Genomic DNA, 17,040 nt, shown 5'->3' with positions numbered 1-17,040 from the left:
GCTGACGGAGAGAAGGGGTTATGCAGTCAGACGCGCGGCGTCCTGGGCGATGACCAGCTCTTCGTTGGTCGGAATCACCAGGGCCGGACGGGTGCCTTCTTTATTGATGTAGCCAGATTTACCGAAGCGCGCTGCAAGGTTGCGATCATGATCAACCTCAAAGCCCAGCAGCGCCAGTTTTTTCAGTGAAAGTTCACGCACCATCGCCGCGTTCTCACCGATGCCGCCGGTGAAGACCACGGCATCAAGACGACCGTCCATCAGCGCCGTGTAGCTGCCGATATATTTCGCCAGGCGGTGGCAGAACACATCCATCGCACGTTTCGCATCTTCTTTCGTCGCGTAGTTATCTTCCACGTAGCGGCAGTCGCTGGTGACTTCGGTCAGACCTAACAGGCCAGACTCTTTGGTCAGCAGTTTATTGATGGCGTCAACGCTCATGCCCAGTGTGTCGTGCAGGAAGAAAACAATCGCCGGGTCGATGTCGCCACTGCGGGTGCCCATCACCAGCCCTTCCAGTGGGGTCAGCCCCATGGAGGTATCGACGCACTCGCCATTTCGGATGGCAGAGACAGAACCGCCGTTACCAAGATGGCAGGTGATGATGTTCAGTGATTCAAGCGGTTTATTGAGCATGCTGGCCGCTTCGTGTGTCACATAGAAGTGGCTGGTGCCATGCGCGCCGTAGCGACGCACGCCGTGCTCTTTATACAATTTGTAGGGCAGTGCGTAGAGGTAAGACTCTTCCGGCATTGTCTGATGGAAAGCGGTGTCGAATACGGCGACATTCTTATCTGACAGGTGCGGGAAGTTTTTCATCGCTTCATCAATCCCGATCAGATGAGCCGGGTTATGCAGCGGGGCAAAGGAGGAGGCGTCTTTGATGCCCTGAATCACCTCTTCAGAGATGATAACGGACTGAGTCAGCTTCTCGCCGCCATGAACAATACGATGACCGATTGCAGCAATTTGTGCCGAAAGCTCTGGTTTTTGTGCCAGAATGGATTTAACGATGAAGTTCAGCGCTTCGCTATGCGCTGCACCGGCACCGAGAGGCGCTTCCTGTTTTTCGCCGTCCAGTTTCCATTTAATACGTGCTTCAGGAAGGTGGAAACATTCTGCCAGGCCCGACAGGAACTCTTCGCCGCTGGCAGGGTTGAGGATGGCAAACTTAAGGGAAGAGCTGCCACAGTTCAGAACCAGAACTAACTTACTCGACATGGAAGTACCTATTTTTTGAGAGTGGCTAAATAAAACGCAATCAGACTAACAGCGTAGCCCATGAAAGCTGGTAGATTAATGACAAACATCATGCGGTAGACAGAAATCTGCATTTCCGCAAAAAATTTCGGTAATCTTACGCAAAAATTTGAAGATCGCCTTGTCGAAACATGGCTCAAGCCTCTTCCCAACGGCATCCCGCGCCCGGAAAGGTGTTGAAACGGCGTCAGAATAGCTGGAGTCATCTTTAAAGACAAAAAAAATTGAAGGATGTCACGTAAAGTTGTGTGGTTATAACTTTTTTTTAATGTTTGCAGGATTAGTTGAGGTGAGCCATGGCGAATGAATCTGGCAGTACCAATTGGTTTCAGATGTTTCAGCGCGGTCAGCACTACATGAAGACCTGGCCTGCTGATAAGCGCCTGGCCCCCGTGTTTCCGGAAAACCGTGTTTCATCCGTGACGCGTTTTGCCATTCGCTTTATGCCTCCCCTGGCGATTTTTACCCTGACCTGGCAGATCGCAATGGGTGGCCAGCTTGGCCCGGCCGTGGCGACGGCGCTGTTTGCCTGCAGCCTGCCGATGCAGGGGTTATGGTGGCTCGGTAAGCGTTCTGTTACGCCGCTGCCGCCGACGCTGCTGAGCTGGTTTCATGAAGTCCGCGCCCGACTGGAAGAGGCGGGACAGGCTATCGCGCCGGTAGAAGGCAAACCGACCTATCAGGCGCTGGCCGACCTGCTGAAACGCGCGTTTAAACAGCTTGACCGCACGTTCCTCGACGATCTCTGACCCTCTTCAGGCGGGCGGTGATTTAATTACCGCTAACCCGCAACCAAATCAAAGAAAGGTGATACGGCGATTTCCGTATCGCTAACGCTATGTAATCATTTCCTCCTTGTCGATTAACTGAGCGGTCGCCGACCGGGAGCGAATGATGGAAATGACCCATGCACAGCGTTTAATTCTTACCAACCAGTACAAAATCATGGCGATGCTGGAGCCGGAAAATGCTGAACGTTTTCGCCGTTACCAGACCATCATTGAACGCGGTTATGCACTGCAGATGCGGGAGCTGGATAAAGAGTTCGGCGAACTCAGCGAAGCAACCTGCCGGACGGTGATCGACATTATGGAAATGCATCACGCGCTGCACGTCTCCTGGTCAAACCTGAAAGAGAAAAGTCAGACGGATGAGCGCCGTCTCGCTTTTCTCGGTTTTGATGCCGCGACAGAAGCCCGCCTGCTGGGATATGTGCGCTTCATGGTCAACACGGAAGGGCGCTACACCCACTTCGATTCCGGCACCCACGGCTTTAACGCGCAGACCCCGATGTGGGAAAAGTATCAACGCATGCTGGCTTTATGGCAGACTTGTCCGCGCCAGTACCATTTGAGTGCCAACGAGATTGCACAGGTTATTAATGCATGATGAGGAGAAGCGCGTGACCTACAGAGGTTTTCTTTTTGATTTGGACGGCACGCTGGTCGATTCGCTGCCCGCCGTAGAACGCGCCTGGAGCCAGTGGGGTGCGCGTCATGGTATTGCTGCCGATGAGATCCTCGATTTTATTCATGGCAAACAGGCCATTACTTCTCTGCGTCATTTTATGGCAGGCCAGCCGGAAGAGGCGATTCAGGCAGAGTTTGTGGCGCTGGAGCAGGCGGAAGCGGCGGACACCGATGGCGTGCAGGCGCTGCCGGGTGCCAGAGCGCTGCTGGAAAGGCTGAACGCGCTGCAGATCCCCTGGGCCATTGTCACCTCCGGTTCGGTGCCGGTTGCGCATGGCCGACATAAAGCCGCAGGCTTGCCGAAACCTGCGGTGTTTATTACTGCGGAGCAGGTGGCAAAAGGTAAACCAGAACCCGATCCCTATCTGCTCGGGGCGGAGAAACTGGGCTTAGACGCCGCAGCCTGTGTGGTGGCAGAGGATGCCCCCGCCGGCATCGTATCCGGACTGAACGCAGGCTGCGCGGTGATCGCCATCAATGCTCCGGCGGACACCCCCCGGCTGGATGAGGTGGCGCTTCGCCTCAGCTCACTGGCATCACTGGTCGTGACCCGGGAATCTGACGGCAGTTTTACCTTCAGCCAGCAGGCGTAAGGATGGGGCCGGCGGTCACGCCGCCGGGCTCAGAGTGGCGTATCCTGCGAGATTTCATCCAGCGACAGGCTGAAGCTCGGAATAAAGACCTCAACGAAATAATCCATCTCAGGCGAACGCCGTTGCGCCAGCGTTGTCTCCAGTCGCGCTTTCGCCAGTAAAAACTCATTGTTCCCGGCAGAGAGTTCCTCAAGACACTTAACATAAGCGCAGAGCGCATCGGCCTGCTTGACGACGGCCTGCTCCTCTTCACTGTGCAGATGCTCATCGATTAACGGGCGATAGATCGCCTGAAATTCTTCCGGCAGCATCTCAATCAGCTTCTGCTGCGCAATTTTCTCGATTTTTTTATATTCGTGCGCGATCTGCGCGTTGTAATACTTGACCGGTGTGGGCAGGTCGCCGGTCAGCACTTCGCTGGCATCGTGATAGAGCGCCAGCATGGCGATGCGATCGGCATTCAGCGATCCGCTGAACTTAAGGTTTTTGATCACGGCCAGGGCGTGCGCCACCATGGCAACCTGCAGGCTGTGTTCAGACACGTTTTCGGTGCGCACGTTGCGCATCAGCGGCCAGCGATTGATCAGCTTGAGACGGGAGAGATGGGCGAAGAAGTGACTTTGAGTCATGCGCGTTCCTGTTAGCCGGCAGGGGAGAGACAGGCTCTCCCCAAATAGCTTCAGTATACGCGGGCGGGATTACTGACGATAGCCTTGCAGGAAACGGCCAAATTTATTGATGGCCATTTCCAGATCGTCCACGCGCGGCAGCGTGACGATGCGCAGGTGGTCGGGCGAGGGCCAGTTAAATGCGCTGCCCTGAACCAGCAGGACTTTCTCCTGCAGCAGGAAATCCAGCACCATCTTCTGATCGTCGAAGATGTTGAATTTTTTAGCATCGATTTTTGGAAACATATAGAGCGCGCCCTGTGGCTTCACACAGCTGACGCCCGGAATATCGTTAATCAGTTCCCAGGCGCGCTGACGCTGCTCGTAGAGACGTCCGCCAGGCATGATAAATTCGCTGATGCTCTGGTAACCGCCCAGTGCCGTCTGAATCGCATGCTGCGCCGGCACGTTGGCACAGAGACGCATAGACGCGAGCATCTCCAGCCCTTCGATGTAGCCTTTAGCATGTTTCTTCGGCCCGTTCAGCACCATCCAGCCCTGACGGAAACCGGCCACGCGATAGGTTTTAGAGAGGCCGTTAAAGGTCACGGTCAGCAGATCCGGTGCCAGCGCGGCGATGCTGTGATGTTGTGCCTCATCATAGAGGATTTTGTCGTAGATCTCGTCGGCAAAAATGATCAGGTTATGCTGACGGGCAATCTCAACCACTTCCAGCAGCAGCTCTTTGCTGTAGACCGCGCCGGTCGGGTTATTCGGGTTGATAATGACGATGCCGCGGGTGCGGGGCGTAATCTTGCTGCGGATGTCATCCAGGTCGGGGAACCAGCCTGCGGACTCATCACAAAGATAGTGCACCGCTTTACCGCTGGAGAGGGAGACGGCCGCCGTCCATAACGGATAGTCGGGAGCCGGAACCAGCATTTCGTCACCGCTGTTCAGTAACGCCTGCATCGCCTGCACGATCAGTTCTGACACACCGTTGCCAATGTAGATATCTTCTACCGTGACGTCGCGCATGTCGCGCGCCTGGTAGTGCTGCATGATCGCTTTGCGGGCAGAGTAGAGGCCCTTGGAGTCGCAATAGCCCTGGGCGCTGGGAAGATTACGAATCACATCGACCAGAATCTCGTCCGGCGCTTCAAAGCCGAAAGGCGCCGGGTTGCCGATGTTCAGCTTAAGAACTTTGTTGCCTTCTTCTTCGAGGCGTTTTGCCTCTTTCAGTACCGGACCACGGATGTCGTAGCAGACATTGTCGAGTTTCCCGGATTTATCAATTTGAAAAGTCATTGTTACCGCCTTAATGGGCAGAATCCTTTTGGCTGCCACAGAAATCAAACCAGCACAATGTACTCTCCTCAGGATAACAAAAGAAGGGTGCCGTCCGGTTTTGGCGGGTTCAACACCTTTTTGCCCGGCGTGTAGCGTAAAAATTATTTACCACGACTTTGTCTGGTCAATAAAACCATAAATAAGGTTAAGGTCAGGTTTTTAATCTGATAAATAGCGTGGCAGGGGCGGGGCTGCGGTGCGCGTTTTCTCAAAGCGGACCGTAAATAATCTGAAGCGGTCATTTTTCCGCCGCGGAAATATACCCCAGGAGAAATAGTTAAAGGATATTTTATGAATGCTCATTTTGTGGACGATTTTGCGGCCTCGTTAATACTTACGCCTTAACGCTGCTTAAGAGTATCCGGTTTAAGGTGTTGTGATCGCCGGAAAAGGTCCAAAAGCAGAGGGTAAAAGAGGCATCAGATTGAACTATTGTGGGCAGCAGTTAACAGTTTCTCACTAAATTTCAGAGCGATGAAGGCTTAAAAAGTGATCAATAATGTGGCATAAGGGTCTGGAAATGCCTTTGCCGCAAAATTTACAGCGCTTTTCACAAAATCATTTCCATTTTGAAGTCAAAAATGATTAAGTATAATTTATTATTTAATGCACTTTACCGCTTTGTCCCGCCAGCCCGTAAAGTGTGAATTTCGTCCTGTCCGGTTCTTTTCGGCAGGATCACGATTATGACGCAGCTTCCTGCATTCGCGCGCCCCGCGCTTTCGGTTCAGACGTGGTCTTTTTCACGACAGCGTATGACCCATCAGGTGAGTGAGCCGTGCGGAATCCGCACAAGAGATTTTTTGTGCCAGTCTTCACACAGGACTGTCATTAAGCACCATTACTGCTTATCACTTTGATAAGCTTGTAATAACACCAGGGTAGTAGTTCGTAAAATCTTATAAGTGAAGAAAAAAACATGACTAATGCAAATCGTCCGATACTGAATCTCGACCTCGATCTGCTGAGAACTTTCGTTGCCGTTGCGGATTTGAATACCTTTGCAGCCGCCGCTGCAGCGGTCTGCAGAACCCAGTCAGCAGTCAGTCAGCAGATGCAACGTCTGGAACAATTGGTAGGTAAAGAGCTGTTTGCCAGACATGGACGTAACAAACTGTTAACAGAGCATGGAATTCAGCTTCTGGGCTATGCCAGAAAAATTCTGCGTTTTAATGACGAAGCCTGCACCTCACTGATGTACAGCAACATTCAGGGCGTACTGACTATCGGTGCCTCTGATGACACCTCAGACACGATCCTGCCATTCCTGCTGAACCGTGTGACCTCGGTGTATCCGAAGCTGGCTATCGATGTGCGGGTTAAACGTAATCCTTTCATGATGGAAATGCTCAACCAGGGTGAAGTGGACCTGGTTGTGACGACCTCCAGCCCAGGTAATTTCACCTATCAGGTGCTGCGGACATCACCGACTTTATGGTACTGCGCTGCGGATTATATCTTCCAGCGTGGTGAAGCCATTCCACTGGTGCTGCTGGATGAGCCAAGTCCTTATCGCGATATGGCCATCGACCATCTTAACGAAGCCGGTATTCCGTGGCGGATCTCCTATGTCGCTTCAACCCTGGCTGCCGTACGCGCCGCGGTAAAAGCGGGTCTGGGTGTAACAGCCCGTCCGGTGGAGATGATGAGTCCGGAACTGCGTGTGATGGGTGCGGCGGAAGGGCTGCCGGTGCTGCCGGATACGCAATACCTGCTGTGCCGCAATCCGGATAGCGATAACGAACTGGCACTGGCGATCTTCAATGCCATGCAGTCCACCAACGATCCTTACAATCTGAGCAATAATCCCGATGGTGCATTGTTGCTGGATGACGAAGAGTAGTTTCGCTTACGTATTGCACTCCATGCCAGCGTGACTGTCTTAATAAACGCTTATAAATCGCCTCTCGATTTCCGAACCGGACGAGAGGCTTTTTTTTGTCTGATGCACTTCAGACGCCCATCCGCACACGTCCTGTCCCGCTGATTTACATCCTGTTCGGTCTCACACTGCTCTCTACTGAAACCTGCCAGTCATAAACCCGCTATTTTGTTCCATGATGTCTCATTTGAGGTGGATAAAATTGCGGCAAAAAGGGCAAAACTGTGTTCCTGATCAAGAAAATACCCCTGGTAAGGGGAAGGAAAACAGCGTGAGACCTGTCAAAATATGATTGTTAAATGCACGATCCATGCGTGTGAATACCCGCTACACTAAAATTAACCCTACAGACTGAAGCGATTTAGCTGGAAAGCGGGGCATCATTTGTTAATAATATGATGCAGGTGTGAAATAATGTTTGGATACTTTTGTCAAAGTTGACAAAAGGTTATAGAAAGGAGTAAAAAACCCCATAAAATTGCTGCTTATTGACAAATAACAGCGACGTTTAAAAGGTTTTTACCCTTCCCTTGAATCGATGTGGTCAGTTTGCTGCGGGAAACGCGTGCAGGATGCCAGCGCCACTTTTGATGAGTAAGCAATGAGTATGTCAACTACCACCGAAATCATCGCTCAGCACTGGGCGTTTATCGTATTTATCGTTATTGCCTTTGGCCTGTGTGCTTTCATGCTGACCGGAGGATGGCTGCTCGGCGGCAAAGCACGCGCCCGCTACAAAGACACGCCATTCGAATCGGGCATCGAATCCGTTGGTGATACCCATATCCGCCTCTCGGCGAAATTTTATCTGGTTGCGATGTTTTTCGTCATTTTCGACGTCGAAGCCCTCTTTTTATACGCATGGGCGACCTCAATCCGTGAAAGCGGATGGATCGGCTTTGCGGAAGCCGCAATTTTCATTTTGGTGCTCCTGGCGGGGCTGGTCTATCTGGTGCGCATCGGCGCGCTGGACTGGGCGCCTGCCCGCCGTCGCGTAGTGGTGAAAACCACTACGGTCAGCCACACCAAACCTCACAAGCAGTAAAAGAGAGGCAATAAGATGGACTATACGCTCACCCGCATAGACCCGAACGGTGGTGAGAACGACCGTTATCCTCTGCAAAAGCAGGAAATCGTCAGCGATCCGCTGGAGCAGCACGTTCATCGCAGCGTCTACATGGGCAAACTCGAAAATGCCCTGCATGACATGGTGAACTGGGGACGTAAAAACTCCCTCTGGCCCTACAACTTTGGTCTCTCCTGCTGTTATGTAGAGATGACAACGTCGTTCACGGCCGTGCACGACGTGGCCCGTTTCGGCGCGGAGGTTATGCGTGCCTCGCCACGTCAGGCTGACTTCATGGTCATTGCCGGAACCCCCTTCACCAAAATGGCCCCGGTCATTCAGCGTTTGTACGATCAGATGCTGGAGCCAAAATGGGTCATTTCCATGGGTGCCTGCGCCAACTCCGGCGGCATGTATGACATCTATTCTGTTGTGCAGGGCGTAGATAAGTTCCTGCCGGTTGATGTGTACATTCCTGGCTGCCCGCCTCGTCCTGAAGCCTATATGCAGGCACTGCTGCTGCTGCAGGAGTCGATCGGTAAAGAGCGCCGTCCTCTCTCATGGGTTGTCGGCGATCAGGGCGTTTATCGCGCCAACATGCAATCCGAGCGGGAAAGAAAGCGCGGCGAGCGCATCGCCGTCACTAACCTGCGCAGCCCGGACGAAGTCTAAAACCGTACGGATGGAAAATCGCGCCTGCAGCAGAACATCACAATTTAATGCATGGCCCCATCCTGACGCCTTCATTTGAGTGCCTGAGATCAGGCCGGAATGGTGAGTAACGTATGACAGATTTGACCACGCAAGATCTCGCTCAGCCGCTATGGCAAACCCGTGATCACCTGGACGATCCGGTGATCGGCGAGTTGCGTAACCGTTTTGGGCCGGACGCCTTCACTGTTCAGCCTACCCGTACCGGTATTCCGGTTGTCTGGGTAAAGCGTGAACAGATACTGGAAATTACCGAGTTCCTGCGTAAATTGCCGAAGCCTTACGTCATGCTGTATGACCTGCATGGTGTGGATGAGCGTTTACGTACCCACCGTGCAGGCCTGCCTGCTGCGGATTTCTCCGTTTTCTACCACCTGCTGTCGATTGAACGCAATCGTGACATCATGCTCAAGGTGGCCTTATCTGAAAACGATATGCATCTGCCGACGCTTACCCGGCTTTTCCCGAATGCCAACTGGTATGAGCGTGAAACCTGGGAGATGTTTGGCGTCACCTTTGATGGGCACCCGCATCTGACGCGCATCATGATGCCCCCCACGTGGGAAGGCCATCCGCTGCGCAAAGATTATCCGGCGCGCGCCACGGAGTTCGATCCTTTCACGCTGACGAAGCAGAAAGAAGATTTAGAGATGGAGGCGCTGACCTTTAAGCCTGAAGACTGGGGCATGAAGCGCAGCACCACCAACGAAGATTTTATGTTCCTCAACCTTGGGCCTAACCACCCGTCAGCGCACGGTGCGTTCCGCATCATCCTGCAGCTGGATGGCGAGGAGATTGTCGACTGCGTACCTGACATCGGCTATCACCATCGTGGTGCCGAAAAGATGGGCGAGCGTCAGTCCTGGCACAGCTACATTCCCTACACTGACCGTATCGAATACCTGGGCGGCTGCGTCAATGAAATGCCGTATGTGCTGGCCGTTGAGAAACTGGCCGGGATCGTGGTGCCCGATCGCGTAAACGTGATCCGCGTGATGCTCTCTGAGCTGTTCCGCATTAACAGTCATCTTCTCTATATCTCGACCTTTATTCAGGACGTCGGTGCGATGACACCGGTGTTCTTCGCCTTTACCGATCGCCAGAAAATTTATGACGTGGTTGAAGCCATTACCGGCTTCCGTATGCACCCGGCCTGGTTCCGCATCGGCGGGGTTGCCCACGATCTGCCGCGCGGCTGGGAACGTCTGCTGCGTGACTTCCTGGACTGGATGCCGAAACGCCTGAAGGAGTATGACAAAGCCGCACTGCGCAACAGCGTGCTGGTTGGCCGTTCCAAAGGCGTGGCCGCTTACAACATGGAAGAGGCGCTGGCGTGGGGCACCACCGGTGCCGGTCTGCGTGCCACCGGTCTCGACTTTGATGTGCGCAAATGGCGTCCTTACTCTGGCTACGAAAACTTCGATTTTGAGATCCCGGTCGGCTCCGGCGTCAGCGATGCTTACAGCCGTGTCCAGCTGAAGATGGAAGAGATGTGGCAGTCGCTGCGCATCCTTGAGCAGTGCCTCAACAACATGCCAGAGGGACCGTTCAAAGCAGATCACCCGCTGACCACGCCGCCACCGAAAGAGCGCACGCTGCAGCACATCGAAACGCTGATCACACACTTCCTGCAGGTGTCGTGGGGGCCGGTGATGCCAGCCAATGAATCTTTCCAGATGATTGAAGCGACGAAAGGGATCAACAGCTACTACCTGACCAGCGACGGCAGCACCATGAGCTACCGCACCCGTGTGCGTACGCCGAGCTTCCCGCATCTGCAGCAGATTCCTTCGGTAATCCGTGGCAGCCTGGTATCCGACCTGATTGTTTACCTGGGCAGTATCGATTTTGTTATGTCAGACGTGGACCGCTAATTATGCACGATCAACACATTGCCATTAAAACGATCGACCCTGATGAGGTCTTCGTGCTGAGCGCGGAAGAGCATCACGCCATTGAGCACGAAAAACACCACTATGAAGATGCGCGTGCAGCCTCCATTGAAGCGCTGAAGATCGTGCAGAAACAGCGTGGCTGGGTACCGGATGGTGCCATCAACGCGATCGCCGACGTCCTCGGGATTCCGGCGAGTGATGTTGAGGGTGTGGCGACATTCTACAGCCAGATCTTCCGTCAGCCGGTAGGGCGTCATGTGATCCGTTACTGCGACAGCGTGGTCTGTCACATCACTGGCTATCAGGGCATCCAGGCCGCACTGGAGCAGCAGCTGAATATCAAACCGGGCCAGACCACGGCTGATGGCCGCTTTACGCTGCTGCCGACCTGCTGCCTGGGGAACTGCGATAAAGGGCCGACCATGATGGTGGACGAAGATACCCATGTTCATCTGACGCCGGAAGGCATTCCCTCTTTGCTGGAGCAGTATCAATGACAATCAAACAGATCATTCGTACTGCTGAAACTCACCCGCTGACCTGGCGGATGCGCGACGACAAGCAGCCGGTCTGGCTGGACGAATACCGCAGTAAAAACGGCTATGCCGGTGCGGAAAAAGCGCTGAAAACCATGTCGCAGGATGAGATCGTCGCGGCAGTCAAAGATTCCGGCCTGAAAGGGCGCGGCGGTGCAGGCTTCTCGACCGGGCTGAAGTGGAGCCTGATGCCGAAAGATGAGTCGATGAACATCCGTTACCTGCTGTGTAACGCCGATGAGATGGAGCCGGGCACCTATAAAGACCGCCTGCTGATGGAGCAGATGCCGCACCAGCTGGTCGAGGGGATGCTGATCAGCGCCTTCGCTCTCAAGGCTTACCGTGGCTACATCTTCCTGCGTGGTGAATATATTGAAGCGGCGGTGCATCTGCGCCGCGCGATTGCCGAAGCGACCGAAGCGGGCTTTCTCGGCAAAAATATTCTTGGCACCGGCTTCGACTTTGAGCTGATCGTCCACACCGGCGCAGGACGTTATATCTGTGGCGAAGAGACGGCGCTGATTAACTCTCTGGAAGGCCGCCGTGCTAACCCGCGGTCCAAACCGCCCTTCCCGGCGAGTGCCGGTGCGTGGGGCAAGCCGACCTGCGTGAACAACGTGGAAACCCTCTCTAACGTCCCGGCGATCCTGGCCAACGGCGTGGAGTGGTACAAGAGCATCTCAAAAAGTGAAGATGCCGGTACCAAAATGATGGGCTTCTCCGGGCGGGTTAAAAACCCTGGCGTCTGGGAACTGCCATTTGGCATTACCGCGCGTGAAATCCTCGAAGATTACGCGGGCGGCATGCGCGATGGACTGAAGTTCAAAGCCTGGCAGCCCGGTGGCGCAGGCACCGACTTCCTGACAGAGCAGCATCTGGATCTGCCGATGGAATTTGCCAGCATCGGTAAAGCAGGCAGCCGACTGGGCACCGCCCTGGCGATGGCCGTCGACCATGAAATCAATATGGTCTCGCTGGTTCGCAACCTGGAAGAGTTCTTTGCCCGTGAGTCGTGCGGCTGGTGTACGCCGTGCCGTGACGGTCTGCCGTGGAGCGTAAAAATTCTGCGCGCGCTCGAGCAGAAGCAGGGGCAGCCAGGGGATATCGAAACCCTGCTGCAACTCTGCCGTCAGCTCGGTCCGGGTAAAACCTTCTGTGCGCATGCCCCGGGTGCGGTCGAGCCGCTGCAGAGTGCGATTAAATATTTCCGTGAAGAGTTTGAAGCCGGCATGGCGCCGCAGGTCTTTGGCAATACCCGCTCCATTGGCGGGATCCAGCCAAACCTGCTGAAAGCGCGCTGGTAATTCGCCGCCGCACACGGAACAGGCCTGGTGCCGCCGCCCCGACAATGTCGTGCGTCGGGGCAAGAATATGATTAACGCTCGTCTCTGACGAGCCTTACGGAAGCATGTCACTATGGCTACAATTCATGTAGACGGTAAAGAGTATGATGTGAACGGAGCGGACAACCTGCTACAGGCGTGTCTCTCTCTGGGCCTTGATATTCCTTACTTTTGCTGGCATCCGGCGCTGGGAAGCGTCGGGGCCTGCCGCCAGTGTGCGGTAAAGCAATTCCAGAATGCCGAAGATACCCGCGGTCGTCTCGTCATGTCCTGCATGACGCCGGCCTCTGACGGCACATTTATCTCCATCGACGATGGCGAAGCGAAAGAGTTCCGCGAAAGCGTGGTGGAGTGGCTGATGACCAACCACCCACACGACTGTCCGGTGTGTGAAGAGGGCGGTAACTGTCACCTGCAGGATATGACAGTGATGACCGGCCACAGCTTCCGCCGCTATCGCTTCACCAAGCGCACCCACCGTAATCAGGATCTCGGCCCCTTCATCTCCCACGAGATGAACCGCTGTATCGCCTGCTATCGCTGCGTGCGTTACTACAAAGATTATGCCGATGGCAAAGATCTGGGCGTCTACGGCGCACATGACAACGTCTACTTCGGTCGCCCGGAAGATGGCACGCTGGAAAGCGAATTCTCCGGTAACCTGGTCGAAATCTGCCCGACCGGCGTGTTCACCGACAAAACACACTCCGAACGCTATAACCGTAAATGGGATATGCAGTTCGCGCCGAGCATCTGCCAGCAGTGCAGCGTGGGCTGTAACACCAGCCCGGGTGAACGTTATGGTGAGTTGCGCCGTATCGAAAACCGTTACAACGGCACCGTTAACCACTACTTCCTCTGTGACCGCGGCCGCTTTGGCTATGGCTATGTGAACCGTAAAGATCGTCCGCGTCAGCCGATGCTGCTGCGTGGCAACGACTGGGTGACGCTGAACGCCGAACAGGCGGTTAACGCCGGGGCTGATTTGCTGCGCCAGGCGAAGAAAGTGATCGGTATCGGCTCACCGCGCGCCAGCGTTGAAAGTAACTTTGCCCTGCGTGAACTGGTCGGGGCGGAGAACTTCTCAACCGGTATACCGGCAGCTGAGCAGGCCCGGCTTGAACTGATGCTGAAAGTGCTGCGTGAGGGGGGGATTTACACCCCTTCGCTGCGTGAGATTGAAAGCTACGATGCGGTGCTGGTGCTGGGTGAAGATCTGACCCAGGTCGGCGCACGTGTGGCGCTCTCCGTCCGTCAGGCGGTGAAAGGCAAAGCGCGTGATATGGCCGCGGCACAGAAGGTGGCAGACTGGCAGATCGCCGCGATCCTGAACATCGGTCAGCATGCGAAACATCCGCTGTTTGTCACCCACGTTGATGAAACCCGTCTGGATGATATCGCCGCATGGAGCTATCGTGCGCCGGTTGAGGATCAGGCGCGTCTCGGTTTCGCCATCGCCAGTGCGCTGGATGAATCTGCGCCTGCGGTGACCGATTTCGACAGCGCACTCAGCGCCAGAATGGATGTGGTGGTTCAGGCACTGGCGGGTGCGAAAAAGCCTTTAATCATCTCCGGTACCCATTCCGGCAGCAGCGCCATGATTGAAGCCGCCGCAAACGTCGCCAAAGCCCTGAAGGCACGCGGTGCCGATGTCGGCATTACCTTGCTGGCCGGCCACGCCAACAGTGTCGGACTTGGCCTGATCGGCGGCAATCCACTGGAGCACGCGCTGGAGCAGCTGTCAGGCGGTGAAGCCGACGCGCTGGTGGTGCTGGAAAACGATCTCTATCGCCATGCGCCAAAAGCGCTGGTGGATGCGGCGCTGGCTCAGACCACGAACGTGATCGTGGTGGATCATCAGCGCACCGCGACCGTGGAGAAGGCGGGTCTGGTCTTATCGACTGCGAGCTTCGCCGAAAGCGATGGTACCTCTGTTAACCATGAAGGCCGCGCGCAGCGTTTCTTCCAGGTTTACGATCCCGCTTATTACGACAACAGCGTCGTGATGCTGGAGAGCTGGCGCTGGCTGCACTCGCTGCACAGCACCCTGGAAAGCCGTCACGTGGACTGGACCCAGCTCGATCACGTTATCGATGCCGTGGTTACCCGTCTGCCGCAGCTGGCCGGCATCAAAGAGGCGGCGCCTGACGCCAGCTTCCGTATCCGGGGCCAGAAACTGTCACGTTCGCCGATCCGTGCGAGTGGTCGTACCGCCGCACGCGCCAACATCAGCGTCCACGAACCGCGTCAGCCGCAGGATCAGGACACAATGTTTGCCTTCTCGATGGAAGGGAACAACCAGCCGTCGGCCCCGCGTTCTCAGATCCCGTTTGCCTGGGCACCGGGCTGGAACTCCCCTCAGGCGTGGAACAAATTCCAGGCCGAAGTGGGCGGCAAACTGCGTCATGGCGATCCGGGCGTGCGCCTGTTTGAAGCCAGCGCCGGTCAGTTACCCTGGTTTACCCGTGTCCCTCACGCCTTTGTCAGTGAAGGGCAGTGGCGTGTGGCGCCGTGCTACCAGCTGTTTGGTAGTGAGGAGATGTCGCAGCGTTCCCCGGTTTTCCAGCAGCGTATGGCGCAGCCTGCTCTGGTGATCAACCCGGACGATGCGGCGAAGCTGGGCGTCAACGATGGCGCAGCCGTCGAGTTCAGCTGTGCCGGTGAGACCGTGCGTCTGCCGGTGCGTTTCTCGGCGTCACTGCAGGCGGGACAGATTGGTCTGCCGCTGGGCATGCCAGGCGTTCCGCCGTTCCTGGCGAACGGTAAAATCGACACTCTGCAGGAGGCGGCGCAATGAGCTGGTTAACACCGGACGTTATCGACATTCTGCTGGCCATTGTTAAAGCCATCGTCATTCTGCTGGTGGTCGTGGCCTGCGGCGCGTTCATGAGCTTCGCCGAGCGTCGTCTGCTCGGCCTGTTCCAGAACCGTTACGGACCGAACCGCGTAGGCTGGGGTGGGTCACTGCAGCTGGTGGCGGACATGATCAAAATGTTCTTTAAAGAGGACTGGGTCCCGCCGTTTACCGACCGCTTTATCTTTACTCTGGCACCGGTTATCGCCTTTGTTTCGCTGCTGCTGGCCTTTGCTATCGTGCCGGTTTCACCGACCTGGATGGTGACCGACCTGAACATCGGTCTGCTCTTCTTCCTGATGATGGCAGGTCTGGCGGTCTATGCGGTGCTGTTTGCCGGCTGGTCGAGTAACAACAAATACTCGCTGCTGGGTGCGATGCGCGCCTCGGCGCAGACCCTGAGCTATGAAGTGTTTCTGGGGCTGTCGCTGATGGGCGTGGTGGCGCAGGCGGGCTCGTTCAATATGAACGACATCGTTAACAGCCAGACGCATCTCTGGAACATCATCCCGCAGTTCTTCGGTTTTGTGACCTTCTGTATTGCAGGTGTGGCGGTGTGTCACCGTCATCCCTTTGACCAGCCAGAAGCGGAACAGGAACTGGCTGACGGTTATCACATTGAATACGCCGGGATGAAGTTCGGCCTGTTCTTCGTCGGCGAGTATGTGGCGATTACCACGGTCTCCGCCCTGATCGTTACGCTGTTCTTTGGTGGCTGGCATGGACCCTTCCTGCCGCCGTTCATCTGGTTCGCCCTGAAAACGGCGTTCTTTATGATGATGTTCATCCTGATCCGCGCCGCGCTTCCGCGTCCACGCTACGACCAGGTGCTGTCATTCGGCTGGAAAGTGTGTCTGCCGTTGACGCTGCTGAACCTGCTGGCGACTGCCGCAGTGATTCTCTACACAGCGTCGTAAGGGGTTAACAAATGACTTTGAAAGATATTGTCGTCGGTTTTGGCACGACAGTTCGCAGTATCTGGCTGATAGGGCTGCACGCCTTTGCCAAACGTGAAACGCAGATGTACCCGGAAGAGCCGGTTTATCTGCCACCTCGCTATCGTGGCCGTATCGTGTTGACGCGCGATCCGGATGGGGCAGAGCGTTGCGTGGCCTGTAACCTGTGTGCGGTTGCCTGTCCGGTGGGCTGTATTTCGCTGCAGAAAGCGGAAACCAAAGATGGCCGCTGGTATCCGGAGTTCTTCCGCATCAACTTCTCACGCTGCATCTTCTGCGGCATGTGTGAAGAAGCCTGTCCGACTACCGCGATTCAGCTGACGCCCGATTTTGAACTGGGCGAGTTTAAGCGTCAGGATCTGGTGTATGAAAAGGACGATCTGCTGATTTCGGGACCGGGTAAATATCCGGAGTACAACTTCTACCGCATGGCAGGTATGGCGATTGACGGTAAAGATAAAGGCGAAGCGGAAAACGAAGCGAAGCCAATCGACGTCAAAGGCTTATTACCTTAAGG

Annotated in this window: 15 protein-coding genes; 12 read left to right on the top strand and 3 right to left on the bottom strand. The window is 55.3% G+C overall.

Annotated features, from left to right (window positions below; all coding sequences use genetic code 11):
- Positions 1-18: 18 nt before the first annotated feature.
- Positions 19-1,221, bottom strand: a complete 1,203-nt coding sequence (gene ackA / locus FJW00_RS02800; RefSeq protein WP_046102274.1) for an acetate kinase — start codon at positions 1,219-1,221, stop codon at positions 19-21.
- 335 nt (positions 1,222-1,556) lie between these two features.
- On the opposite strand from ackA, the gene yfbV reads away from it, so the two are divergent.
- From yfbV to FJW00_RS02785, 3 genes are all read left to right on the top strand, one after another.
- Entirely contained in the window at positions 1,557-2,009 is a 453-nt protein-coding gene (gene yfbV, locus FJW00_RS02795) for a terminus macrodomain insulation protein YfbV (protein ID WP_009089002.1), read from the top strand.
- 145 nt (positions 2,010-2,154) lie between these two features.
- Complete coding sequence (locus FJW00_RS02790) at positions 2,155-2,649, top strand: YfbU family protein (protein WP_009089004.1); 495 nt, start codon at positions 2,155-2,157, stop codon at positions 2,647-2,649.
- Between the two features lie 13 nt (positions 2,650-2,662).
- Positions 2,663-3,322, top strand: coding sequence for a sugar phosphatase (locus FJW00_RS02785; protein WP_140923012.1), 660 nt, complete (start codon positions 2,663-2,665; stop codon positions 3,320-3,322).
- Positions 3,323-3,351: 29 nt separating this feature from the next.
- Here FJW00_RS02785 and yfbR read toward each other — a convergent pair whose 3' ends face one another.
- Both yfbR and FJW00_RS02775 read right to left on the bottom strand, forming a co-directional pair.
- Positions 3,352-3,951, bottom strand: coding sequence for a 5'-deoxynucleotidase (gene yfbR, locus FJW00_RS02780; protein ID WP_058956884.1), 600 nt, complete (start codon positions 3,949-3,951; stop codon positions 3,352-3,354).
- Positions 3,952-4,020: 69 nt separating this feature from the next.
- Entirely contained in the window at positions 4,021-5,238 is a 1,218-nt protein-coding gene (locus tag FJW00_RS02775) for a pyridoxal phosphate-dependent aminotransferase (RefSeq protein WP_009089010.1), read from the bottom strand.
- A gap of 961 nt (positions 5,239-6,199) precedes the next feature.
- Here FJW00_RS02775 and lrhA point away from each other — a divergent pair.
- From lrhA to nuoI, 9 genes are all read left to right on the top strand, one after another.
- Positions 6,200-7,123 (top strand): transcriptional regulator LrhA, encoded by a 924-nt coding sequence (gene lrhA / locus FJW00_RS02770; protein ID WP_003854247.1) that lies wholly within the window; start codon positions 6,200-6,202, stop codon positions 7,121-7,123.
- A 640-nt stretch (positions 7,124-7,763) separates the two neighbouring features.
- The gene (locus FJW00_RS02765; protein ID WP_071987796.1) at positions 7,764-8,207 is read left to right on the top strand and encodes an NADH-quinone oxidoreductase subunit A; all 444 of its coding nucleotides are present in this window, start codon (positions 7,764-7,766) and stop codon (positions 8,205-8,207) included.
- 15 nt (positions 8,208-8,222) lie between these two features.
- Positions 8,223-8,900 (top strand): NuoB/complex I 20 kDa subunit family protein, encoded by a 678-nt coding sequence (locus FJW00_RS02760; protein WP_009089012.1) that lies wholly within the window; start codon positions 8,223-8,225, stop codon positions 8,898-8,900.
- A gap of 113 nt (positions 8,901-9,013) precedes the next feature.
- Positions 9,014-10,813: an NADH-quinone oxidoreductase subunit C/D gene (nuoC, locus tag FJW00_RS02755; RefSeq protein WP_009089013.1), complete on the top strand. Its 1,800-nt coding sequence runs from the start codon at positions 9,014-9,016 to the stop codon at positions 10,811-10,813.
- Positions 10,814-10,815: 2 nt separating this feature from the next.
- On the top strand, positions 10,816-11,331 hold the full coding sequence (gene nuoE / locus FJW00_RS02750) for an NADH-quinone oxidoreductase subunit NuoE (protein ID WP_009089015.1): 516 nt from the start codon (positions 10,816-10,818) through the stop codon (positions 11,329-11,331).
- A gap of 2 nt (positions 11,332-11,333) precedes the next feature.
- Positions 11,334-12,674 (top strand): NADH-quinone oxidoreductase subunit NuoF, encoded by a 1,341-nt coding sequence (nuoF, locus tag FJW00_RS02745; RefSeq protein ID WP_181405340.1) that lies wholly within the window; start codon positions 11,334-11,336, stop codon positions 12,672-12,674.
- A 112-nt stretch (positions 12,675-12,786) separates the two neighbouring features.
- Positions 12,787-15,510 (top strand): NADH-quinone oxidoreductase subunit NuoG, encoded by a 2,724-nt coding sequence (nuoG, locus tag FJW00_RS02740; RefSeq protein WP_140923011.1) that lies wholly within the window; start codon positions 12,787-12,789, stop codon positions 15,508-15,510.
- Complete coding sequence (gene nuoH / locus FJW00_RS02735) at positions 15,507-16,484, top strand: NADH-quinone oxidoreductase subunit NuoH (protein WP_009089020.1); 978 nt, start codon at positions 15,507-15,509, stop codon at positions 16,482-16,484. Before nuoG ends, nuoH begins: the two co-directional genes overlap by 4 nt.
- Before the next feature lie 11 nt (positions 16,485-16,495).
- The gene (nuoI, locus tag FJW00_RS02730; RefSeq protein WP_009089021.1) at positions 16,496-17,038 is read left to right on the top strand and encodes an NADH-quinone oxidoreductase subunit NuoI; all 543 of its coding nucleotides are present in this window, start codon (positions 16,496-16,498) and stop codon (positions 17,036-17,038) included.
- The last annotated feature ends 2 nt before the right edge of the window (positions 17,039-17,040 follow it).

It is taken from the genome of Pantoea anthophila (assembly GCF_006494375.1).
GTDB lineage: Bacteria > Pseudomonadota > Gammaproteobacteria > Enterobacterales > Enterobacteriaceae > Pantoea > Pantoea anthophila.
The sequence above is the reverse complement of the archived record's forward strand: the minus strand, read 5'-3'. Positions and strand labels throughout refer to the sequence as shown.

What these genes read in the sequence shown, in the direction of transcription:
- ackA (WP_046102274.1), bottom strand. Translation starts at nt 1,221, where the DNA reads ATGTCGAGTAAGTTAGTTCTGGTTCTGAACTGTGGCAGCTCTTCCCTT.
- yfbV (WP_009089002.1), top strand. Translation starts at nt 1,557, where the DNA reads ATGGCGAATGAATCTGGCAGTACCAATTGGTTTCAGATGTTTCAGCGC.
- FJW00_RS02790 (WP_009089004.1), top strand. Translation starts at nt 2,155, where the DNA reads ATGGAAATGACCCATGCACAGCGTTTAATTCTTACCAACCAGTACAAA.
- yfbR (WP_058956884.1), bottom strand. Translation starts at nt 3,951, where the DNA reads ATGACTCAAAGTCACTTCTTCGCCCATCTCTCCCGTCTCAAGCTGATC.
- FJW00_RS02775 (WP_009089010.1), bottom strand. Translation starts at nt 5,238, where the DNA reads ATGACTTTTCAAATTGATAAATCCGGGAAACTCGACAATGTCTGCTAC.
- lrhA (WP_003854247.1), top strand. Translation starts at nt 6,200, where the DNA reads ATGACTAATGCAAATCGTCCGATACTGAATCTCGACCTCGATCTGCTG.
- FJW00_RS02765 (WP_071987796.1), top strand. Translation starts at nt 7,764, where the DNA reads ATGAGTATGTCAACTACCACCGAAATCATCGCTCAGCACTGGGCGTTT.
- FJW00_RS02760 (WP_009089012.1), top strand. Translation starts at nt 8,223, where the DNA reads ATGGACTATACGCTCACCCGCATAGACCCGAACGGTGGTGAGAACGAC.
- nuoC (WP_009089013.1), top strand. Translation starts at nt 9,014, where the DNA reads ATGACAGATTTGACCACGCAAGATCTCGCTCAGCCGCTATGGCAAACC.
- nuoE (WP_009089015.1), top strand. Translation starts at nt 10,816, where the DNA reads ATGCACGATCAACACATTGCCATTAAAACGATCGACCCTGATGAGGTC.
- nuoG (WP_140923011.1), top strand. Translation starts at nt 12,787, where the DNA reads ATGGCTACAATTCATGTAGACGGTAAAGAGTATGATGTGAACGGAGCG.
- nuoH (WP_009089020.1), top strand. Translation starts at nt 15,507, where the DNA reads ATGAGCTGGTTAACACCGGACGTTATCGACATTCTGCTGGCCATTGTT.
- nuoI (WP_009089021.1), top strand. Translation starts at nt 16,496, where the DNA reads ATGACTTTGAAAGATATTGTCGTCGGTTTTGGCACGACAGTTCGCAGT.